Genomic DNA, 20,906 nt, shown 5'->3' with positions numbered 1-20,906 from the left:
TTTTTGTTTGGGCTATTTTGTCTTCCGCCGCAAAGCGGCAGCGGATAGTGCACAATTATTGGACCGTTATGGACCAATACAGCGGCAGCGGCCGTTCGTATACTGTGATTAGGCGCATAAGCGCAAACCATATCGCAATTACGGGACTTTTGCAAGGGGTGCTAAAACATGGATCAAGTTCGCATTGGTTTGATCGGTACGGGCAATATCGCCCATACGCATGTCCACAGGCTGAAAAAGGAGCCGTCGGCGGTTATCGCCGCCATATCCGATCCGAATGCAGCAAGCCGTCAAGCGCTGAAAAACAAATTCGCTCTCGAGCAGGCGGCCGAATTCGAAAACTATGCCGATATGCTGGAGCAAAGCGAGCTGGACGCGGTCATCATCTGTTCGCCGCACACGCTTCATTACCGGCACGCTTCCGATGCGCTGGCGGCGGGCAAGCATGTGTTGGTTGAAAAGCCGCTCACCTGCACGTCGGCTGCCGCGGAACGGCTGATCGCGCAGGCCGACAAAGCCGGGAAAGTGCTTCAAGTGTCGTTCCAGAGACATTTCTTGCCGGCGTTCATGTATATTCGGCAGGCGATCGCGGAAGGGGCGATCGGTCCGCTGACCTCGGTTACCGCCACGCTGTATCAGGATTGGAAAGACGCGCAGCAAGGGACGTGGCGGCAAAATCCGCAATTGTCCGGGGGCGGCATGCTGATGGATTCCGGCAGCCATATTATCGACGTGTTGTTGTGGACGACCGGCCTGACGCCGGAGACGGTCACGACGCAGCTGCATAACCAAGGCTCGCCGGTGGAAGTCGATACGTTTACCTCGATCCGTTTTGCGGAAGGAGCGGTCGGCAGCCTGAATATTATCGGGAAGACGCCGGAAAAGCTTTTTTTGGAGACGTATGCTTTCATCGGAGAGAAGGGCGGCATTTTTTACGATAACGGCAAAATCACGCTGCGCCAAAACGGAGCGGAACCGGCCGAGCCCGAGCTTCCCGTCGCGGTTTCGGATCCCGACCGAAGCTTTGTCGCCGCTATTCTCGGGCATAGCGAAGTGTCGGTGCCGGGCACGTACGCGGTGAAAGTGCTGCGGCTGACCGAATCGATCTATGAGGCGGCCGGTTATTGTCCGCATTTGCCTGAGGACAAGGACAATGTGTAGCCGATAAGATCAATCCCTATTACATTAGGATAAGGAGCAGACTGACGTGAACGTATCGAATAAAATCGGCGTCATCACCGACAGCTTCCGCCTGGGCTTGCGCGAAGGCATTGCCAAGGCCAAGGAGGTCGGAGCCGAAGGGGTACAGCTTTACGCCGTCAGAGGCGAGATGGAGCCGTCTGCGTTAACGGCGCAGAAGCGCAGGGAGTTAAAAGATTACATCGCTTCGCTGGGGCTGGACATTTCGGCGCTGTGCGGCGATTTGGGCCGTTTCGGGTTCGAGGATGAGGCGGCCAATCGGGACAAAATCGAAAAGTCCAAGCAGATTATGGAGCTGGCCAAAGAGCTCGGCACCGATATCGTCACGACGCATATCGGCGTCATTCCGTACGATCCGGAGAGCGAGCGATACGCAGCCATGCAGAACGCCTGCCGGGAACTGTGCGCGTTCGCCGAAAGCATGGGTGCCTATTTCGCGATCGAAACCGGGCCGACGACCGCGCATCATTTGAAAAGCTTCTTGGACACGCTTGGCGGCAAAGGAGTGGCCGTTAATTACGATCCGGCCAATATGGTCATGGTGACCGGGGATGATCCGGTGCGGGGCGTTTATACGCTGAAAGACTACATCGTACATACCCACGCGAAGGATGGGGTTCGCTTCGTGGCGGTCGACCCGCGCGAAGTGTATGGCTCTGTCGACTACGTCCCAGGTGATAACGGAAAAATCCGCGACTTGGTTCGGGCGCGGCAAGTATATACCGAGACGCCGCTAGGCGAAGGACACGTCGATTTCGACCGTTATTTTCAAGCGCTGGCGGACATCGGTTACACGGGATATTTGACGATCGAGCGGGAAGCGGGCGATCAGCCGGAGGCGAATATTCGTCAGGCTGTCGAGTTTATTAAAGGATATCGCTGACGAATACGAAACAAAAGAAGAACAAATGGTCTTGCCGTGTCACTATATGGCAGGGCCTTTTTTCTTTTAAAAACGGGCGCAAGTACGTTATAACGACCGCACTCATAAATGGGCATAATTTCCCATAAGCTTCCAATGGGAGCCGATGCGAACTGCAAGATGGAGGGGAAGCATGATCGTCTGGAGCAGAGGAACTGTCGTCGGAATTACGGGGGAAAACGGCTCCGTCCAGGAGGTCGAGGTGCTGGCCGATGACGGGAGCGGGACAAGGAAAGCGATCCACTATACAGACGTTCGGCCTTCGCTGCGTCTCGGAGACCACGTAGTTCTCAATGTGACGGCGGAAGAGCTGGGGCTTGACGGGGGTGTCGGTTTCGTCCACGATGTGCTGCCGGCCAGCGACGCGCTGCAGATGACAAGCGGGGGGACGGACAAGGAACCGGACGTTCAAACGGAAGATGACTCAGGCGGGACACGGCTGAGCGGATACGCCGTGAGCAGCGGCCAGCGGGGACATATCGTGAAGCTGCGCTTCACTGCCGCACAGCGGGCTGTTCTGTCGGTGGAGGAGAAGTCAAGCCCGCATCATGACGTTTTCGCCGAGCCGCGCGGGCTCGACGGAATGCCGGTGCTGATCGGCGAGCTGCACAGCATGCTGCCGGTTGCTGCGGCCTGGCTGCGCGGCGCGGAAACGAAACGTCCGCTGCGCTTGTCCTATGTGATGACGGATGGGGCCGCGCTGCCGCTGGCGTACAGCCGCCATGCCGCCCGGCTGCGGCGGGAAGGATTTCTGGACGGCATGGTCACGTGCGGACACGCTTACGGGGGCGAACTCGAAGCCGTTAACGTGTATACGGCGCTGCTGGCGGCGAGGCACATCCAGCGGGCGGATATCGTCATTGCCGCGATGGGGCCGGGCATCGTCGGCACCGGAACGCCGTTTGGCCATACGGGGACGGAGCTGGCGGAGCTGATCCATGCCGCGGCGGCTCTAGGCGGCGTGCCGATTGCGATCGCGAGAGTCAGCTTCGCCGATACGAGAGAGCGGCATATCGGCATCAGCCATCATAGTTTGGAGACGCTCGGCAAGCTGACACTCGTGCGTTCGACGGTGGCTCTGCCCGCCGGATTGCCCGAACCGCAGGAGGCGCTATTGCGCCGCCAGTGGGAAGCGTCGGGGTGCGCGGAGCGCCACGAGCTCGTTTGGGAGCCGGCGGCTGGGCCCGCCGAGGCGGAGAGAAGGCTGGCAGCCTACAGGGAGCCGGTTACGACGATGGGAAGGGGACTACGCGACGATCCGGCGTTTTTTTGTTCGGTTTGCGCGGCGGCGCAGCAGGCGCTGTCGCGGCATCGTCCGCGCGAATGAGCGCCGGCAGCAGGGCGGCCAGCGGGGTCCGGCCGCCTTCCGCCAAGGCGTTCATGTCCCGAAGCTGCCGGCGAATTTCCCAGCCTTTGCCGACCAAACGAAGCTGCGTTTCCGTTATATAGCTTTTCATTACCAAATATCCCGCCTTCTTATTCCGGATGAAAGTTTGTTATACTATCACCATATGCGTCGCCCGGACAAGCTATGACCGGCGTAGGGGCAGGCAGGCGTTTCAAGCAAAGGAGAGAACAAGATGACTGATAATCGATCCACACATTATAACCGTAATAAATATGAAGAAATTACGCTCCGAACGGAGCCGATCTTTCAAGGTAAAATCATCTCGCTGCAAATCGATCACGTAAAGCTGCCGAACGGCGAGACGGCTACTCGCGAGGTGGTCAAGCATCCGGGCGCGGTAGCGGTGCTGGCGATAACGGACGACAAGATGATCGTTGTCGAGCAATACCGCAAACCGCTTGGGCGTTGCCAGGTGGAAATTCCGGCGGGCAAGCTGGAGCCGGGCGAAGATTTGGCGCAGGCGGCCATCCGGGAATTGGAGGAAGAGACCGGCTATAGCTGCGAGGAAGTGCGGCTGCTTCATTCTTTTTACACATCGCCGGGATTTGCCGATGAAATTCTGCATCTCTATGTGGCGGACCGTCTGACGGCTGGCGAAGCACGACCCGACGAGGACGAGTTTCTCGATTGCGAAGCGATTACGCTGGAGACAGCCAAACAATATATAACGGAAGGAAGGATTAGCGACGCCAAAACGATAGCGGCCGTGTACGCTTGGCAGCTTTACCGTTTAACCGGCTCGTATACGCTATGAACCAGCATTTTGTCGACCTGCATATTCATATCGGGCGCACGGAGAAGGGCGAACCGGTCAAAATAAGCGGCAGTCGCGATTTGACGTTTTACAACATTGCCAAGGAAGCTTCGGAGCGGAAAGGAATCGAAGTGATCGGCATTATCGACTGCCAATCGCCGGCCGTTCAGGAAGAAATCATGCGGTATTTGGACAAGGGGGAGATGGTCGAGCAGGAAGGCGGCGGCATCCGGTACAACCGGACGACCGTTATGCTCGGAAGCGAGATTGAGGTACGGGACCCGGGTCTCGGACCGGCTCATCTGCTGGCGTACTTGCCGACGCTCGAAGCGATGCGGGAATTTACGGAATGGATGCGTCCGCATATGAAAAACGTGACGCTCAGCTCCCAACGGCTTTATGTTCCAGCCCGCATTTTGCAGGAAGAAGTCGTCGCCCGCGGCGGGCTGATGATCCCCGCCCATATCTTCACGCCGTACAAAAGCTTGTACGGCAGCGGAACCGACCGGCTTGCGGCTATGCTCGATCCGGAGCAGGTGGCGGCCGTGGAGCTCGGGCTGTCGGCGGACACGGAAATGGCAAGCTGGTTGTCGGAGCTGGACCGGTACACGTTCGTGACCAACTCGGATGCCCATTCGCTCGGCAAAATCGGCAGGGAGTACAACCGGATGGCGCTGGGCGCGCCTACCTTCCAAGAGCTGAAGCTGGCGCTTTTCCGGGAAGCGGGGCGAGGCGTAACCGCCAATTACGGACTTAATCCGCGGCTCGGCAAATATCACCGGACGTATTGCGATTCCTGCGATTCGGTGCTGGACGAAGCCGAGACAACGACCCGGCGCTGCTTGTACTGCGGCAGCGAGAAAGTCGTACGCGGGGTTATGGACCGCATTCGGGCGATCGCGGACCGGGAGAATCCGCACATCCCGGAACACCACCCACCGTACCATTTCCAGGTGCCGCTAGAGTTTATTCCCGGCCTAGGCAAAAAAACGATGGAGAAGCTGCTGGCGGCGTTCGGAACGGAGATGAACATTTTGCATCGCGCTTCAGAATCCGATATCCGGGAGGTAGCGGGGGACGACATCGCCTCTTCCATTAGGAGCGCACGCGACGGAACGCTCACGTTTGAGGCCGGAGGCGGCGGCCGCTACGGGAAAGTTTCCAAGTCTTAACTACGCGCCTGCATGAAGCGATCAGAGCCGATTTGATAGAATCGAAGTCATAGTTTCCTCCCCGCGTTCATATACTGGGATCAGTAGGACAAGGGAGGAAACCGGCATGAATCGTAACTATCAAATGCGCCTCTACATGCGGGAGCATTTGCCGCTTTATTTGTTCGTCTCGGTGCTGCTTGTGATGGGAATCGTCTTCGGGGCGCTTATGGTGAATGCGCTGTCGCCCGGACAGAAAGAGGAGATGGCGCGGCATGTGAACAGCTTTCTCCAGATTGCGAATCAGGGCAGCGAATTCGGAGGGACGAATACGCTGTGGGACTCCTTTTCGCTTCATTTAAAGTGGATCGGACTGATCTGGATACTGGGCTTATCGGTCGTCGGATTGCCGCTTATTTTTGTGCTCGATTTTCTGAAAGGGGTACTGGTCGGATTTTCCGTTGGTTATCTGGTCGGACAGCTGTCGTGGAAAGGCATGCTGCTCGCCTTCGTCTCGATCGCGCCGCAAAACCTGATTATAATCCCGGCGCTTGTCCTGTGCAGCGTGGGCGCTTGCGCGTTTTCGATCTATATGGTGCGGAACCGTTTCATGCAGAAGCGGGGAGCCTTATACCCCGCATTTATGAAATATACGACAACGACAATCGGTATGGCCGTGCTGCTGTTTCTGGTTGCGCTGTTCGAAGCTTATTTGTCTCCGTCGGTCATTGGATGGGTCGCACCGATGGTGACGGGGCAAGCGGGCTAAAGCCTTACTCTTGCGGAGAAGCGGTCGATTCCCGGACGATCAGTTCAGTCTCCAGCATCAAATCCTGCCAGTGTCCTTCCGGCTGCCCGCCAGCGCCGCTGAGCAGCAGATCAAGCGACCGCTCCGCCAATCGCTCGTAACGCGGGCCGACAGCCGTAATGGGGACTTCCAGCAGCTTCTCCAATTCGGGAATGAGCTCGTAGGCGACGAGCGAAAAATGCTCCGGTACGCTAAGCTTCAGCTTGCGAATCGTTTGGAGGAACGGAAATAAATAGCCGTGAGAGTCGACGATAACCGCCGTCGGTCTCTGCGGTTTGTCGTTATGGACGAGCAGCTTGGCGATCTGCTGCTCTGGCATAGATCCATTAAGGGGCTGCACAAAAAATTCCGGATCGTATTCGAGACGGTTCTCGAGCAGACCGAGCGTATAACCGACAAGCTTTTCCGAGGAGGCGCCAACAAACGCGATTCGCTTATGCCCAAGCTCGGCCAAATGATGGATAGCCTTTTTTATCGCGCCGACCCGATCTATGGACAAGCGATGCGCCCCCTCGATGCTGCCGCCCCCGACTACAAGCATCTCTCCGTGAAATCGCTGCTTTTCCTGCAAAAACTCCAGGCTGGGCTTCCAGCCCGGCCCGCACCAAAAAAAAACTTTATCGATGCCGTGCTCGTTCATATGAAGCAGCGCTTCGTCGGGAGGGGCGAACGAGACGAGCGAATAGTAGCCGCGCAGCGCAGCCTGACGCTGCAATTCAAGGCATACGTGATTGAAGAACAAGCCGTATGCATAGCTCCAGATGATGCCTATACTGTTCGGCTTGGTGCCGGAAACCCGTTTGGCCGGCGATCCGGAGAAATAGTTCAATTGTCTAGCGATCGCCATAATTTTATCGCGGGTCGCCGGTTTGACGCCCGGCCCGTCGTTTAACGCCCTGGACACGGTTGCAGTCGTTACGCCCGCCGCGTCGGCAATATCTTTTAAAGTGACCACCTTGTTCTTCCTCTCTTCAAGCAACATATCGCTGTAATTCTTCTAGTTGTTATCATAACATGAGTGCATATAAAATGAGAAGTTGCGTAAAATGTAATATTGCAAAAAAATAATAATAAATTACGAAAAATACAACTTTACATTTTATTGTTGCGGATTTATGATAATAGTGAAATTAATTGTTTTCGTTACTTTATTTGAAAGCGATTTCTATGTAAGTTTTGGGGGATTCTTGTACAGGAACCGAAATGAATGGAAGATTTCGGAAGGTGAGGTGGTACGAGCGAGTAAAGGATGCTGGAGGGAGCCCCGATTCGTGGGCACAAATCGACGTCTTTTCGATGGTTAGAGATCGATTACTTAATTTAATTGTTATGGAGGGGGAAACAATATGTTCAACAAACGGATGCTTTTATTCGTATCATGCCTTGTAGTCGCAAGCTCGCTGGCCGCCTGCTCGAACGGCGGAGACGGAGCCAAATCTTCCGAAAGCGGCAAAGACGCCGTTTCGACGAAAGATATTACGAAGGAGCCGGCCGAAGTCGTCATTTACTCCAATAACGGGGACCCGGTGGAAAGCTTCGATTATCGCTTCGGCAATTCGCTGCGCAAAAAGTTTCCGAATTGGACGATCAAATATATTCAAAGGGCCGGAGCCGGTACGAGTTTGGATGAATTGATCGCTAGCGGCACCAAGTTCGATATTTTTTTCCAGTCTATCGGCAACTTTGAAGCGCAAGCGTTTCCAGCAGGCATTCAATACGATATGACCGATCTCATCAAGTCGCAAAAGCTGGATTTGAGCCGTCTCGATCCGACGGTCGTGGATGCGGTCAAGCAGGCGTCCGGCGGCAAAATGTACGGACTTCCGATATTTACGAACAATTTCGTAACGTATTACAATAAAACGCTGTTCGACAAGTTCGGCGTCCCGTACATTAAAGACGGTATAACATGGGCCGAGATGGTGGATACGTCGAAGAAGCTGACCCGTCTTGACGGCAATACGCAATACTTCGGCTTTACCCATTCGCCGGTTCATACGCTGCGGCTGAACCCGCTCTCAATCCCGAACGCCGACTTAACGAACGATACACCGACGATCAATAAAGACGACCGCTGGAAAAAATATTTCCAAACCGTTTATTTGGAACCGATGCGCGTGCCGGGTTATCTGGACGGTATGAAAAAAATCAACAAAATCCCGGACATCAACATGTTCGTTAAAGACCAGAACGTCGGCATGTTCGGCTATTTGTCCAGCTTGATTTACGTATGGGAGCAAGAATTCAAATCGATCAACTGGGATATGGCCTCGTTCCCGACGATCGAGAAGGGTGTCGGCTCGCAGTCGTATCCGGTCTATTTCGGGCTCACGAATATGGTGCGCAACAAAGAAGCGTCGATGGAAGTGCTGAAATACATGCTTTCCGACGAATTCCAGACGGAGCTTGCGCGCAAAGGCATTATGCCGGTACTCAACAGCGATGCGGTCAAGAAGGAGATCGGCAAAGAGTCGACGTTTAAAGATAAAAACTGGAACGCCGTCTATTTCAACAAGTTCGCACCGATTCCGGCGAAAGCGGGCTACGATGCAGACCTGGTTAACCTGTATGTAACGGCCGGCAACAATATCGCCCTGGACAAAATGGACGTCAACACGGCGCTTCGCACTGCGGAAGAGGAAGCGGTCAAGAAGATCCAGGAGTACAAGAGCAAAAACAACAAATAATCTCATCAGGAAACGTATTCGTTTCTTATAATCATTCTAAAAAGTTTGACTTGTTTTGCCGCTCCCCCTATAATGAAAATGGCGGCGATTTCCGCGATAGCCGGAAATCATAGGTTGTGTACGCAACACGCGAATGCGCTTGGGTAGAGGGGGAGAAACATGGAAGCGCGAATCGAAAAAATCAAGCAGCAACTTCAATCCAAAGGCTACAAGTTGACACCCCAGCGCGAAGCGACCGTGCGTGTTTTGCTCGAAAACGAAGAGGACCATTTGAGCGCGGAAGATGTCTTCATGTTAGTGAAGGATAAAGCTCCCGAGATCGGACTGGCGACCGTATACCGGACGCTCGAGCTGCTCAGCGAGCTGCATGTTGTGGAGAAGATGAATTTCGGCGACGGCGTTGCGAGATACGATCTGCGCAGCGACAGTACGCATCACCATCATCACCACCTCATCTGCGTACAATGCGGAGCGGTTGACGAAATTATGGAAGATTGGCTGACACCCCTTGAAGAACGGCTGGAGCAAGAGTTCAATTTCAAAGTGCTCGATCACCGGCTAGACTTTCAAGGCATATGCCACAGATGCAAGGACAAGGCCCAATCTCCCGAAACCGAATAATTACACCCGTTCATCCCCGGCAGCGCCTTGTGCGCCAGTCCGGGGATTTTTGAACGTTACAGAAAGTTTAAGTTCGCTAAAGCGTTAAAGCGAAGTACGACTTTCTGTACCAAGAGAAACTTCCGCTTAGTCGCGGTCGCTCATCCTTGAAATACGTCGATAGACGTTTTTCTTACGTTGGGCGGGCTGAGGGCATAAGTTGCGTCCTGTGGTCATACTTTTAATTATGAACGGCAGGAACACGATTTCGCTCGCGCGTCAGGAGGGGACGAGCCATGCTTCTATTCCAGTTCCGGAAATGGTGGATTCGCGCCAAATATATAGCGGTTTTTCTCCTTGTTTCGATCATACTGTACGAGCTGTTTCATTGGATCGGCGGCTGGTTCGAGCCGGTCGGCCGCTACAGGGAGCCGGTTGGGAAGGCCGTCAAGGCGTTCCGGGCGGAAGAGTCCGCAGGTGAACCGAAAACGATCGCGGATCGGCTTCTCTTTTTTTACAAGTACGGGGAATGACGAAAGCAATCTTTTGTTCGTTTTGAGCAGGAGAAAGGTCCCGGGTGTGGAATAGTTACGTAATACGGAGCTTTACAAAGCCTGCCGCCGATGACTGGAGCCCGAAGTCCCGTAAGTTTCCGGTTGCCGGTCAGGGCGTCAGTTTACGTTAAGCTCCTAACGATAGCAACGACATACTGGGGGAACGATTTGTAGCGATGAAGAGATATCTCCAAAGCTTTATTCAATACCTCACCGTTGAGCGGGGGCTTGCCCATAACACACTGGAGTCGTACGAACGCGACTTGAACCAATATATTGAGTATGTAAGCAGGCAAGGCGTGCGGTCTTTTAATGAAACAAGCAAGCTGCACATAGCGCAGTATTTGCAGGAGCTGAAGCGGCTTGGCCGGGCTCCGGCTACCGTGTCGCGTAACATCGTGTCCATTCGGGCGCTGTACCAATATCTTGTCAAGGATGGCTTGATCGGCTCGGACCCGTCGGTGCATATGGAAACGCCGAAACTGGAGAAGCGGCTGCCCAAGGTGTTGTCGGTCGGCGAGGTCGAGAGACTGCTGGAGGCGGGGGGCTCGGACGGCGTAGCCGGCATGCGCGACAAGGCGATGCTGGAGCTGCTCTACGCGACGGGAATACGCGTCTCGGAGCTGATTGCGCTGAATGTGGCGGATGTCCGTATCGATATGGGCTTTATACATTGTATGGGCAAAGGTTCCAAGGAACGGATCATCCCGCTCGGACGCATTGCCGCCGCTTGTTTGAGCCATTATACGGAATCGGTGCGTCCCCGCCTGATCCGTCCGGGTAACGCGGAAGAAGAGGCGCTGTTCATCAACCACCTCGGCACCCGGCTGACACGGCAAGGCTTCTGGAAAATTATTAAACGGTGCGCGCGGGAGGCGGGAATCGAGAAGGAAATTACGCCGCATACGCTGCGTCATTCGTTTGCGACCCATCTGCTGGAAAATGGCGCCGATCTGCGGGCCGTTCAAGAAATGCTCGGCCATGCCGACATTTCAACGACTCAGGTGTATACGCATGTAACAAAATCAAGAATGAAGGAAATATACGACCGGACGCATCCTCGCGCGAATCTGACCTAAGCATCGAAGCCAAGGCTCCGCTTTGCGGGGCTTTTTTGCATTCGCCCGGGTGTCGTGAGATAATATGTGAAACAATTTTAGGCTTTGGTTCGTACGCCAAATGGAGGGAAGTCGTTATGGCCTTCAAGCGCATCGCATTAATCGTTCTCGACAGTGTGGGTATAGGGGAAGCGCCGGATGCGGCCCGCTTCGGCGACGCCGGCTCGCATACGCTCGGACATATCGCCCGGCACATTCCGGGCTTCTCGCTGCCGATGCTGCAAAAGCTGGGACTCGGCAATATCGCCGCCCTGGACGGCATACCGCCGGCAGCGGCGCCGGCAGCCTATTACGGCAAAATGACGGAGGTTTCCGTCGGCAAAGACACGATGACCGGACATTGGGAGCTTATGGGCCTAAAAGTAACGATCCCGTTCCAGACGTATCCTTCAGGGTTCCCGGAGCCGCTCATCGGGGCGTTCGAGGAGGCGACAGGACGCAAAGTAATCGGCAACAAGCCGGCGTCGGGCACGGAAATTTTGGATGAGCTCGGGGAAGAGCAGATGCGAACCGGCTCGTGGATCGTATATACGTCGGCCGACAGCGTTTTTCAGATCGCGGCTCATGAGGATGTAATCCCGCTCGAGGAGCTGTACCGCGCCTGCCATATCGCCAGGGAGATGACGCTGGACGAATACGCGGTGGGGCGCGTGATCGCGCGTCCTTATGTCGGACAGCCAGGAAGCTTCAAACGGACTCCGAACCGGCACGATTATGCGGTCAAGCCGCCTGCGCCTACGGTGATGAACAGGCTGAAGGACGCCGGACTCGACTGCATCGCGATCGGCAAAATCAACGATATATATTCCGGTGAAGGCGTAACGCAGGCGATGTCGACGAAAAGCAACGAGCATGGAATCGAGGAGACGATTCAGGCGCTTAAGCAGCCTTTTCACGGGATGTCATTCACAAATCTGGTCGATTTCGATTCGCTTTACGGCCATCGGCGTGATCCGGACGGATATGCTCGCGCCTTGGCGGAGTTCGACGCCAGACTGCCGGCTATTATGGCGCAGTTAGGTGAGGAGGATCTGCTTATCCTGACGGCTGATCACGGCAACGACCCGACCCATTCGGGAACCGATCATACCCGGGAGTATGTGCCGCTGCTTGTATGGAGTCCTCGCTTCAAGTCGCCGGGATCGCTAGGCGTTCGCGGAACGTTTGCCGATCTGGGAGCGACCGTGGCGGATAACTTCGGCCTGCCGACCCCGGACCACGGCATCAGCTTTTTGTCTGAACTGGTTTAATGAAACGAAACTTGCAAACGTGGGTTCAACCTATATAACAGTTGGAGGTGCTTGATGAGCGACCAATCGATGGAGCAGCGCATTATGGAGGCTGTCCGGTTCATTGAAGAGGAGATTCCTTATTCGCCCGAGGTCGGACTCATACTCGGCTCCGGTCTCGGCGTGCTTGCCGATGCGATGGAGGACGTCACCGTAATCCATTACGAAGAAATTCCGCATTTTCCGGTTTCCACCGTCGAAGGCCATGCGAGCGAGCTGCTCGTTGGCACGGTGCGCGGCAAGAAAACGCTGCTGATGAAAGGACGCTTTCATCTGTACGAAGGCTACGACGTAACGAAAGTTTCGTTTCCCGTGCGTGTGATGAAGGCGCTTGGGGTGCGCTCCCTGCTGGTCACGAATGCGGCGGGAGGCATCAACGCCTCGTATGAACCGGGGCAGCTCATGCTGATAAGCGACCATATCAACTTCATGTTCCGCAACCCGCTTATAGGTCGCAACGAGAACGCGCTCGGCGTCCGCTTTCCTGATATGTCTGAGGCGTACAGCGCGAAGCTGCGGGCTTTGGCGCGCCAAACGGCGGAGGGCATGGGCTTGCAGCTTCAGGAGGGCGTATATGCCGGGCTGCTCGGTCCCAGCTATGAAACGCCTGCGGAAATTCGTATGCTGCGCACTCTCGGCGCGGATGCGGTCGGCATGTCCACCGTCCCCGAGGTGATTGCGGCCCGTCATGCGGGGATCGAGGTGCTGGGCATTTCATGCATTACAAATATGGCCGCCGGTATGCTCGAACAATCGCTGTCCCACGAAGAAGTGATGGAGACGGCGAATCGGGTCAAGGAACGTTTCCTCGCCCTTGTTTCCGCGATTATTCCGCAGCTGTAACGGCTGTCGGGCTTATTTCAGGGAAGACTGGCCGCGACCGTCCTTTTACATAAGCGCTTCCCTTTAAGCTTATCTTTACTTTGTGGGGTTCATTAGCGGCTGCTCATCCTTGATTTACGTCGATAGACGTTTTTTTACTACGTCTTGGGGAGGTTATTCAATCATCATGGAACTGTCCTATGTGGAACAAATCAATCAGGCGGCAGCTTATATACGCGCCCGGATCGGCGGGAAGCTTCCCGTACTCGGTCTTGTGCTCGGTTCGGGTCTCGGCGACTTGGCGGAGCAGGTCGAGCAGGCGGATATCATACCTTTCGCGGATGTGCCTCATTTTCCGGTATCTACGGTTGAAGGACACGCCGGCCGTTTCGTTATAGGGACTTTGGAAGGCAAAACCGTACTCGTCATGCAAGGCCGGTTTCATTATTATGAAGGCTATGCGATGCGCAAAGTCGTTGCGCCTATTTATGTGATGCAAAAGCTCGGCATTCGCGCCGTCGTCATCACGAACGCGGCGGGCGGGATGAACCGAGCTTTCCGCCCGGGCGATTTGATGCTGATCTGCGATCATATCAATATGACCGGCGATCATCCGCTGATCGGTCCGAACGAGGCGACGCTGGGACCGCGCTTTCCGGATATGTCGGAAGCCTACAACAAATCATTCCGCGAGCTCGCGCACCGGTTGTCGAGTCAGATTCGCAGCGACGAAGGCGACTCGCTGGAGCTTCAGGAAGGCGTTTATTGCGGCATCAGCGGCCCGTCCTACATGACGCCGGCGGAACTGAAGATGCTCGCCATACTTGGAGGAGACGCCGTCGGGATGTCCACGGTGGCCGAGGTAATCGCCGCGCGTCACTGCGGCATGAACGTTCTGGGCATTTCGTGCATAACGGATATGGCGATCGGCGAAGAGCTGGAACCGCTGACCCATGAGCAGGTGATGGAGGTGGCGAACCGGACGAAGCCGAAATTCGCCGCGCTCGTCAAATCGTTCGTTCGCGAAGTAAACGTGTAACGATTCATCCGGATTACGCGGCGCAATCGGATCAAGGAGGAAACGGTCATGAGAATGGTCGATCTCATACAGCAAAAACGGGATGGCGGACGTTTGTCGCGGGAGCAGCTTTACGATATCGTCCGCGGATTTACGCGGGGAGACATTCCGGATTACCAAATGTCCGCCTTCGCGATGGCCGTCTACTTCCGTGGTATGGACGAGGAGGAGATCGCCGATCTGACGCTTGCGATGGCAAGCTCGGGGGATGTTGTCGACTTGTCCGGCATTCACGGAACGAAGGTTGACAAACATTCGACGGGCGGAGTCGGAGACAAGACGAGCCTGATCGTCGTGCCGCTTGTCGCTGCGGCTGGAGTTCCCGTCGCCAAAATGTCCGGCCGTGGGCTCGGGCATACCGGGGGAACCGTGGACAAGCTGGAATCGATCCGCGGATTCCGCATCGAGCTGCCCAAGGAGCAGTTCATCCGGAACGTAAACGAGAACAAAATGGCGCTCGTCGGCCAAAGCGGAAATTTGGCTCCGGCGGATAAGAAGCTATACGCGCTGCGGGATGTAACGGCTACGGTAAACTCGATCCCGCTGATCGCCTCGTCGATCATGAGCAAAAAAATCGCGTCGGGGGCGGATGCCATCATTCTTGATGTAAAAGTCGGTTCCGGGGCGTTCATGAAGTCGCTCGAAGAGGCGAAGACGCTCGCGTCCGCGATGGTCTCGATCGGCAAAAGCTTGAACCGCAGAACGATCGCCGTGCTGTCGGATATGAGCGAGCCGCTCGGCACGGAAGTAGGTAACGCAACCGAGGTGGCGGAGGCGATCGAGGTGCTGCGGGGGCACGGCGACGCCCGGCTGACCGAAATTTGTTTGACGCTGGCTGCTTACATGGCGTTAGCGGGGGGCGCCTATCCGAATTTCGCCGCCGCCAAGCTAGGACTAAAGGAGCTGCTGGACTCGGGACAAGCGCTCGCCACATTCCGCAAATTCGTGGAGGCGCAGGGCGGCGATCCGGCGATAGTCGATGACCCGGGTCAGCTGCCGCAGGCGGCTTATCAGGTCAAGGTGCGGGCGGAACAGGAAGGTTACGTGCAGGCGATCGATGCAGAAGCGGTCGGCGTCTCGGCGATGCTGCTCGGAGCCGGGCGGGCGACGAAGGAGGACCCGATCGACTATGCAGTCGGCATCTCGCTGCGCAAAAAAGTGGGCGACGCCGTCGCATTCGGCGATGTGCTCGCGGTGATTCACAGCAATCGCGAGCAAAATCAGGATAGTATGGAACGGCTGCTTCACGCATATGCGATCGGTGCGGATAAGCCCGAACTCGTTCCCGTCGTGTACGAAGTGATTGAGTGAGCTATGGCATTGACATAAGGCTTTCCTTACGACTGATAGGGGAAGCCTTTTTTGGACATTTCGAACTATTGCAGGAAAAAAGCGGGGGCCTCGTCGAACCTAATAGAGAAAATGGAGAGACTCCGATACAGAGAAAGCAGGACCATAGGGGGACGATGATGAGTACGGAGAAACGAAAACTGGAGCATATACGAATATGCCTGGAAGAGGATGTGGGCAGCAGGACGGGAGGTGCTGGCTTCGACAGCTACCGGTTTCGCCACAACGCGCTGCCGGAAATCGACTTCGCCGAAATCGACACCTCGCTGCGCTGGCTCGGCCGATCGATGCGGGCTCCGCTGCTGATCAGCTCGATGACGGGCGGCACGGAAGAGGCGTGGGCGATTAACCGGAATTTGGCGGAGGCGGCGGAGAGCAGGGGTTGGGCGATGGGGATCGGTTCCGTCCGTGCCGCGATCGAGCGTCCGGAGCTGGTCCGAACATTCCGCGTCCGCGATGTCGCCCCTTCGATCCCGATTGTAGCGAATTTAGGCGCTGTACAGCTCAATTACGGCTATGGCGCGGCGGAGTGCAGGCGGGCAGCGGAGCTTGCCGAGGCTGACGCGCTCGTGCTGCACCTGAATGGTATGCAGGAGCTGTTCCAGCCCGAAGGCAATACGAATTTTAAAGGCTTGCTGCATCAAATCGAAGCGTTATGTGCGCAGCTTTCGATTCCGATCGGCGTCAAAGAGGTTGGCTGGGGAATCGACGGGGAAACGGCTAAACGTTTGGCCGATGCCGGCGTATCGTTCCTCGACGTCGCGGGCGCGGGCGGCACGTCGTGGAGCCAGGTCGAAAAATACCGGACGGGCGACCCGAGCCGGAAAATGGCGGCAGAAGCGTTTGCCGACTGGGGCATTCCGACCGCCGTCTGCGTCACCGAAGCGAGAGCGGTTGCCCCGAACCTACCGCTGATCGCCAGCGGAGGCCTCGCTACAGGAGTCGACGCGGCGAAATCGATCGCGCTGGGGGCGGACATCGCCGGCTTCGGACGCTCGCTGCTTGGCGCCGGGGTCAAGTCCGCCGAGGAGGCGGCCGCCCGGCTGGAGCGAATCGAGTTCGAGCTCCGCGCGGCCATGTTCGGCATTGGGGCGGGTAAACTCGCTGAGCTTCGCGGTACGTCCCGGCTTGTTTCACGAAACTAGCGAAACTGTCTCCTTCTTCGACAGGCGGCGCTTTATGTATAGACGTATTTCCGGTTCATAATCGTTTATCGATTTGGCCGGGAAATACGTCTTTTTGTTGTTTATTTTTCCTCCGGATTGTCAAAACTGGATAGAAGATAGTCCATCCATGTGCCAGTAAGCACGAATGGAACATGAATCGACCAAGGATCAGGAGGGGTTTTATCTAATGTTCAAACGAGGATTTGCCTGGTTTGCCTGCGCTTTACTGGCAACGGCGCTTGTTATGCCTGCCGCCTATGCGGAGGAGAAGACGGGAAAAGCGAAAGAGTCCGGCCCGCAGGTGGATTTGGCGCCGAATGCAAGCTCCGCCGTGCTCCTCGACGCTGACACGGGTACGATCATGTACGAGAAAAACCGGGATCAGAAACTGCCTCCGGCCAGCATTACGAAAATTATGACGATGCTGCTAATCATGGAAGCGCTGGATCAAGGAAGAATCAAGCTGGACGATAAAGTGCGGACGAGCGAATACGCGGCTTCGATGGGCGGCTCGCAAATCTTTTTGGAGCCGGGCGAGGAAATGACCGTTCACGATATGCTGAAAGGCATCGCGATGGCATCCGGCAACGATGCATCGGTGGCGATGGCCGAGAAAATCGGCGGCACCGAAGAAGGCTTCGTCAAAATGATGAACGAAAGAGCGAAGCAGCTTGGCATGAACAACAGCCATTTCGTCAACGTAAACGGACTGCCTGCCGAAAATCACTATACATCCTCCTACGACATCGCGCTCATGTCCCGAGAGCTGCTGAAATACGAGGAGATTACGAAATATACCGGCTTGTATCAGGATTATTTGCGCAAAGATTCGGAGAAGCCGTTTTGGCTCGTCAATACGAACAAGCTTGTGCGGTTTTATACCGGCGCGGACGGTTTGAAAACGGGTTATACGAGCGAAGCGAAGTTTTGCCTGTCGGCTACCGCTAGGCGCGACAATTTGCGCGTGATCGCCGTCGTGCTCGGCGAGCCTAACACGAAAACGCGCAACGCCGAAGTGACACAAATGTTCGACTACGCGTTCTCCCAGTACATGTCGCATCCGATATTCAAAACCGGCGATACGATGGGAACCGTGCGGGTCGAGAAGGGCGAGCAAAGCGAGCTGCAGTTGAAGGCCAAGCACCAGTACAGCGTGCTGCTTCGCAAAGGAGACGGGGCGGCGGACATTCGCCACGAGCTTGAGCTAATGCCGCTGAAGGCGCCGGTCGCTCACGGACAGCCGATCGGCAAGATCATCGTGTACAAGGGCGACCAGCGAATCAGCGAATTTCCGATCGAATCCCCTGCCGAGGTCAATAAAGCCGGCTGGTGGAAGCTGTTCAAACGAACGTCGATGAAGCTGTTCATGGCCGACTGAGCCATTAGCGCGTTCCCGGATGCCGCATGCGGTGTCCGGGGACGTCTATCCATTTTGGCGGAATCTCGCGAATTCGGGCATTAATTGATGAAATTTGGCGTCCATCTACTATTTTTAGCGTTTTTCTTCTAGTTTTGTCACCATGCAGGAGTTTTCGTCCATTTCGTAGAAATCATAGTCATCAAGAACGAAAGGAAGTGAGCCTGCCTTGAGTTTACACATCGACATGGAGCATCATCGCAGAACGTTGATCGTTCGGCTGAGCGGGGAGCTGGATCATCATACCGCGGAATCCGTTAAGGTCAAAATGGAAGAGGCGATTTTGAGAGGCGATGTGAATCATGTCGTCCTCAGCATGAAGGAACTAAGCTTTATGGACAGCTCGGGGCTCGGGGTCATTTTGGGCCGCTACAAGCTGATCACGGCAAGAGGCGGCAAAATGGTCGTATGCGACGTCAATCCGGCGGTGCACCGGCTGTTCGAAATGTCCGGCCTGTTCAAAATATTGTCAATCCAAGAGAATGAAAGACTCGCCTTATCCAGCCTGGAGGTGGTGTCATGAGCCGAAACAATCGTATGCAGCTGCGCTTTGCCAGCATATCCGAGAACGAGTCTTTTGCAAGGGTAACGGTAGCCGCTTTCGTTTCGCAGCTCGACCCGACAATGGAAGAGCTGACTGATATCAAAACGGTTGTGTCCGAAGCCGTAACGAATGCGATCATTCACGGCTACGACAGCTCGCCCGATGAGGAAATCGAAATTACGGCGACAATCGAGGATGACCGTTTCTACTTGACGGTCGAGGACAAGGGCAAGGGTATCGAAGATTTGGAACTGGCGCGCCAGCCGCTGTACACGTCCAAGCCCGAACTGGAGCGATCCGGCATGGGGTTCACAATTATCGAAAATTTCATGGACGAAATGGACGTTTACTCCGAGCCCGGCAAAGGCACGAAAATCGTTATGGTTAAGCGAATCGAATCAAAAAAAGCGCTTTTTAACTAGGGGTTATGCGATATGGACGTCGATTTGAAACATGCCTCTCATACGTACTTGGACGATAGCGAGGTCAAGCGGCTGATCGCTCTCAGTCAGTCCGGGGATTCGCTGGCTCGGGAAACGCTCGTGAATTGCAATATTCGTCTCGTTTGGTCCGTCGTGCAGCGATTTTTGAACCGAGGCTATGAGCCGGAAGATTTGTTTCAGATCGGCTGCATCGGCTTGCTCAAGTCCGTGGACAAATTCGATCTATCGTACGACGTCAAGTTTTCCACCTATGCGGTACCGATGATTATCGGGGAAATCCAGCGGTTTTTGCGCGACGACGGTACGGTCAAGGTGAGCCGTTCGCTCAAGGAGCTGGCCAACAAGGTGCGCAAGAAGAAGGATGAGCTGTCCAAGCGGCTCGGCCGGATGCCGACGATCAAAGAGGTCGCCGAAGATCTCGGCATTACGCCGGAGGATGTCGTGTTCGCGCAGGAGGCCAACAAGCCGCCGTCCTCGATCCACGAGACGGTGTTCGAAAACGATGGCGACCCGATCACGCTGATGGATCAAATCGCGGACGAGAACCAGGAGAAATGGTTCGACAAGCTGGCGCTCAGCGAAGCGATCAATGCGCTGACGGAAAGGGAGCGGCTGATCGTGTATCTGCGGTACTTCCGCGACCAGACGCAGTCGGAGGTAGCCAGCCGGCTCGGTATTTCGCAAGTTCAAGTATCCAGGCTGGAGAAAAAGATTTTGCAGTCCATACGCGAGCAAATCGCGCAATAATCGCACCGCAAACAAAGGCGTCGCCGTTTTCGGCCCGAAAGGGCCGGGAACGGTTTTTTCATTTTTGTCGGAATGCTGCGGCCTTGCCAAAATATAGAGGGTTTATCCTGAACCTGCTTTCGCATACTAGTACAAAGCCGAAAAAAGGAGAGGGAGCGATTCAGGTGGAACGGACGTTCACTCCAACCGTATACATACGCCTTCGCAAACGAATTTCGATCGCCGTCGGTGAAACGGTTACGCTCGGGCGCATCGCCCGGCTGCTGACCGAGCCGGAAATGGAACGGGAGCTGATGGAGCTGCCGCTCGTGAAACCGACGAAAAAGGACGGCAACATTGTTCTCGTCGATATGATGCTGATCGTTAGGACGATCCGCACCGCCTATCCGGATATGAAAATCGAGTATTTTGGCGAGCCGCATACGCTCATCGATATCGATCTGAAGTCCCGGCCTCCGAACCGGTTGGCACTTATAGTAGTCTGGCTGTTGTTGTTTCTCGGCTCGGGCCTCGCCATTATGAACTTCCATGAAGACGTAAGTATGCTGGAGGTGCATCAGCGCATCTATGAGATGATTACGGGCAGCCGGGTCGAACATCCGTATTGGCTGCAAATTCCGTATTCGTTCGGACTGGGCGCGGGGATGGTGCTGTTCTTCAACCAGTTGTTCAAAAAGCGGTTCACCGAAGAGCCAAGCCCGCTGGAAGTGGAAATGTTCTCGTACCAGGAAAGCTTGAACCATTACGTCATTACCGAGGAATACCAGAAAATGCTGGAAGCGCCGCGATCCGGAAACGCTGCAAAGCCGTCTGCCGGGACGGAGCGCCCCGATGGAGGCGACTGAAGC

At 55.5% G+C, this 20,906-nt stretch carries 22 protein-coding genes; 20 read left to right on the top strand and 2 right to left on the bottom strand.

What is annotated here, in order from left to right:
- Positions 1-168: 168 nt before the first annotated feature.
- From D7M11_RS11780 to D7M11_RS11770, 3 genes are all read left to right on the top strand, one after another.
- The gene (locus D7M11_RS11780; RefSeq protein WP_120747412.1) at positions 169-1,161 is read left to right on the top strand and encodes a Gfo/Idh/MocA family protein; all 993 of its coding nucleotides are present in this window, start codon (positions 169-171) and stop codon (positions 1,159-1,161) included.
- 46 nt (positions 1,162-1,207) lie between these two features.
- Positions 1,208-2,083, top strand: coding sequence for a sugar phosphate isomerase/epimerase family protein (locus tag D7M11_RS11775; RefSeq protein ID WP_120747411.1), 876 nt, complete (start codon positions 1,208-1,210; stop codon positions 2,081-2,083).
- Positions 2,084-2,255: 172 nt separating this feature from the next.
- A complete protein-coding gene (locus D7M11_RS11770; protein ID WP_158606562.1) occupies positions 2,256-3,449 on the top strand; it encodes a DUF3866 family protein in 1,194 nt (397 codons plus the stop codon).
- Here D7M11_RS11770 and mciZ read toward each other — a convergent pair.
- Positions 3,349-3,579 (bottom strand): Z-ring formation inhibitor MciZ, encoded by a 231-nt coding sequence (gene mciZ / locus D7M11_RS11765; protein WP_120747409.1) that lies wholly within the window; start codon positions 3,577-3,579, stop codon positions 3,349-3,351. The genes D7M11_RS11770 and mciZ overlap by 101 nt on opposite strands.
- Positions 3,580-3,702: 123 nt before the next feature.
- On the opposite strand from mciZ, the gene D7M11_RS11760 reads away from it, so the two are divergent.
- From D7M11_RS11760 to spoIIM, 3 genes are all read left to right on the top strand, one after another.
- Positions 3,703-4,284: an NUDIX hydrolase gene (locus D7M11_RS11760; RefSeq protein WP_120747408.1), complete on the top strand. Its 582-nt coding sequence runs from the start codon at positions 3,703-3,705 to the stop codon at positions 4,282-4,284.
- Positions 4,281-5,456: an endonuclease Q family protein gene (locus tag D7M11_RS11755; protein WP_120747407.1), complete on the top strand. Its 1,176-nt coding sequence runs from the start codon at positions 4,281-4,283 to the stop codon at positions 5,454-5,456. The genes D7M11_RS11760 and D7M11_RS11755 overlap by 4 nt, the downstream gene beginning before the upstream one ends.
- A 106-nt stretch (positions 5,457-5,562) precedes the next feature.
- Entirely contained in the window at positions 5,563-6,204 is a 642-nt protein-coding gene (gene spoIIM / locus D7M11_RS11750) for a stage II sporulation protein M (protein ID WP_120747406.1), read from the top strand.
- A gap of 4 nt (positions 6,205-6,208) precedes the next feature.
- Here spoIIM and D7M11_RS11745 read toward each other — a convergent pair whose 3' ends face one another.
- Positions 6,209-7,198, bottom strand: coding sequence for a LacI family DNA-binding transcriptional regulator (locus tag D7M11_RS11745; RefSeq protein ID WP_158606561.1), 990 nt, complete (start codon positions 7,196-7,198; stop codon positions 6,209-6,211).
- A gap of 391 nt (positions 7,199-7,589) precedes the next feature.
- Here D7M11_RS11745 and D7M11_RS11740 point away from each other — a divergent pair, with 391 nt between their 5' ends.
- From D7M11_RS11740 to D7M11_RS11675, 14 genes are all read left to right on the top strand, one after another.
- Positions 7,590-8,930: an ABC transporter substrate-binding protein gene (locus D7M11_RS11740; RefSeq protein ID WP_120747404.1), complete on the top strand. Its 1,341-nt coding sequence runs from the start codon at positions 7,590-7,592 to the stop codon at positions 8,928-8,930.
- Positions 8,931-9,089: 159 nt separating this feature from the next.
- Positions 9,090-9,551, top strand: coding sequence for a ferric iron uptake transcriptional regulator (gene fur, locus D7M11_RS11735; protein ID WP_120747403.1), 462 nt, complete (start codon positions 9,090-9,092; stop codon positions 9,549-9,551).
- A 275-nt stretch (positions 9,552-9,826) separates the two neighbouring features.
- Positions 9,827-10,063, top strand: coding sequence for a DUF4227 family protein (locus D7M11_RS11730; RefSeq protein ID WP_120747402.1), 237 nt, complete (start codon positions 9,827-9,829; stop codon positions 10,061-10,063).
- Positions 10,064-10,260: 197 nt separating this feature from the next.
- Positions 10,261-11,163 carry a site-specific tyrosine recombinase XerD gene (xerD, locus tag D7M11_RS11725; protein WP_120747401.1) on the top strand — a complete coding sequence of 301 codons (903 nt, stop codon included), beginning with the start codon at positions 10,261-10,263 and terminating at the stop codon, positions 11,161-11,163.
- 116 nt (positions 11,164-11,279) lie between these two features.
- Positions 11,280-12,452 carry a phosphopentomutase gene (deoB, locus tag D7M11_RS11720; protein ID WP_120747400.1) on the top strand — a complete coding sequence of 391 codons (1,173 nt, stop codon included), beginning with the start codon at positions 11,280-11,282 and terminating at the stop codon, positions 12,450-12,452.
- A 54-nt stretch (positions 12,453-12,506) separates the two neighbouring features.
- Positions 12,507-13,334 (top strand): purine-nucleoside phosphorylase, encoded by an 828-nt coding sequence (locus D7M11_RS11715; RefSeq protein WP_120747399.1) that lies wholly within the window; start codon positions 12,507-12,509, stop codon positions 13,332-13,334.
- Between the two features lie 166 nt (positions 13,335-13,500).
- Positions 13,501-14,352: a purine-nucleoside phosphorylase gene (locus D7M11_RS11710; RefSeq protein ID WP_120747398.1), complete on the top strand. Its 852-nt coding sequence runs from the start codon at positions 13,501-13,503 to the stop codon at positions 14,350-14,352.
- Between the two features lie 48 nt (positions 14,353-14,400).
- Positions 14,401-15,702, top strand: a complete 1,302-nt coding sequence (locus D7M11_RS11705; RefSeq protein WP_120747397.1) for a pyrimidine-nucleoside phosphorylase — start codon at positions 14,401-14,403, stop codon at positions 15,700-15,702.
- Between the two features lie 155 nt (positions 15,703-15,857).
- The gene (fni, locus tag D7M11_RS11700; RefSeq protein WP_120747396.1) at positions 15,858-16,886 is read left to right on the top strand and encodes a type 2 isopentenyl-diphosphate Delta-isomerase; all 1,029 of its coding nucleotides are present in this window, start codon (positions 15,858-15,860) and stop codon (positions 16,884-16,886) included.
- Positions 16,887-17,094: 208 nt separating this feature from the next.
- Positions 17,095-18,285 carry a D-alanyl-D-alanine carboxypeptidase family protein gene (locus tag D7M11_RS11695; protein ID WP_120747395.1) on the top strand — a complete coding sequence of 397 codons (1,191 nt, stop codon included), beginning with the start codon at positions 17,095-17,097 and terminating at the stop codon, positions 18,283-18,285.
- A 208-nt stretch (positions 18,286-18,493) separates the two neighbouring features.
- Entirely contained in the window at positions 18,494-18,847 is a 354-nt protein-coding gene (spoIIAA, locus tag D7M11_RS11690; RefSeq protein WP_120747394.1) for an anti-sigma F factor antagonist, read from the top strand.
- On the top strand, positions 18,844-19,290 hold the full coding sequence (gene spoIIAB / locus D7M11_RS11685) for an anti-sigma F factor (protein WP_120747393.1): 447 nt from the start codon (positions 18,844-18,846) through the stop codon (positions 19,288-19,290). Before spoIIAA ends, spoIIAB begins: the two co-directional genes overlap by 4 nt.
- Positions 19,291-19,302: 12 nt before the next feature.
- Entirely contained in the window at positions 19,303-20,058 is a 756-nt protein-coding gene (gene sigF / locus D7M11_RS11680) for an RNA polymerase sporulation sigma factor SigF (protein WP_120747392.1), read from the top strand.
- A gap of 164 nt (positions 20,059-20,222) precedes the next feature.
- The gene (locus tag D7M11_RS11675; RefSeq protein WP_120747391.1) at positions 20,223-20,903 is read left to right on the top strand and encodes a stage V sporulation protein AA; all 681 of its coding nucleotides are present in this window, start codon (positions 20,223-20,225) and stop codon (positions 20,901-20,903) included.
- The last annotated feature ends 3 nt before the right edge of the window (positions 20,904-20,906 follow it).

It is taken from the genome of Paenibacillus ginsengarvi (genome assembly GCF_003626695.1).
Lineage (GTDB): Bacteria > Bacillota > Bacilli > Paenibacillales > NBRC-103111 > Paenibacillus_AB > Paenibacillus_AB ginsengarvi.
Note: the sequence above shows the minus strand (reverse complement) of the source record. Positions and strands in the feature narration are given on the sequence as shown.

Bases quoted from the DNA above. Each gene is read 5' to 3' on its own strand.
- spoIIAB (WP_120747393.1), top strand. From the start codon at position 18,844: ATGAGCCGAAACAATCGTATGCAGCTGCGCTTTGCCAGCATATCCGAG.
- D7M11_RS11760 (WP_120747408.1), top strand. From the start codon at position 3,703: ATGACTGATAATCGATCCACACATTATAACCGTAATAAATATGAAGAA.
- xerD (WP_120747401.1), top strand. From the start codon at position 10,261: ATGAAGAGATATCTCCAAAGCTTTATTCAATACCTCACCGTTGAGCGG.
- mciZ (WP_120747409.1), bottom strand. From the start codon at position 3,579: ATGAAAAGCTATATAACGGAAACGCAGCTTCGTTTGGTCGGCAAAGGC.
- D7M11_RS11705 (WP_120747397.1), top strand. From the start codon at position 14,401: ATGAGAATGGTCGATCTCATACAGCAAAAACGGGATGGCGGACGTTTG.
- sigF (WP_120747392.1), top strand. From the start codon at position 19,303: ATGGACGTCGATTTGAAACATGCCTCTCATACGTACTTGGACGATAGC.
- D7M11_RS11695 (WP_120747395.1), top strand. From the start codon at position 17,095: ATGTTCAAACGAGGATTTGCCTGGTTTGCCTGCGCTTTACTGGCAACG.
- fni (WP_120747396.1), top strand. From the start codon at position 15,858: ATGATGAGTACGGAGAAACGAAAACTGGAGCATATACGAATATGCCTG.
- D7M11_RS11730 (WP_120747402.1), top strand. From the start codon at position 9,827: ATGCTTCTATTCCAGTTCCGGAAATGGTGGATTCGCGCCAAATATATA.
- spoIIM (WP_120747406.1), top strand. From the start codon at position 5,563: ATGAATCGTAACTATCAAATGCGCCTCTACATGCGGGAGCATTTGCCG.
- D7M11_RS11710 (WP_120747398.1), top strand. From the start codon at position 13,501: ATGGAACTGTCCTATGTGGAACAAATCAATCAGGCGGCAGCTTATATA.
- D7M11_RS11755 (WP_120747407.1), top strand. From the start codon at position 4,281: ATGAACCAGCATTTTGTCGACCTGCATATTCATATCGGGCGCACGGAG.
- D7M11_RS11780 (WP_120747412.1), top strand. From the start codon at position 169: ATGGATCAAGTTCGCATTGGTTTGATCGGTACGGGCAATATCGCCCAT.
- deoB (WP_120747400.1), top strand. From the start codon at position 11,280: ATGGCCTTCAAGCGCATCGCATTAATCGTTCTCGACAGTGTGGGTATA.
- D7M11_RS11770 (WP_158606562.1), top strand. From the start codon at position 2,256: ATGATCGTCTGGAGCAGAGGAACTGTCGTCGGAATTACGGGGGAAAAC.
- fur (WP_120747403.1), top strand. From the start codon at position 9,090: ATGGAAGCGCGAATCGAAAAAATCAAGCAGCAACTTCAATCCAAAGGC.
- D7M11_RS11740 (WP_120747404.1), top strand. From the start codon at position 7,590: ATGTTCAACAAACGGATGCTTTTATTCGTATCATGCCTTGTAGTCGCA.
- D7M11_RS11715 (WP_120747399.1), top strand. From the start codon at position 12,507: ATGAGCGACCAATCGATGGAGCAGCGCATTATGGAGGCTGTCCGGTTC.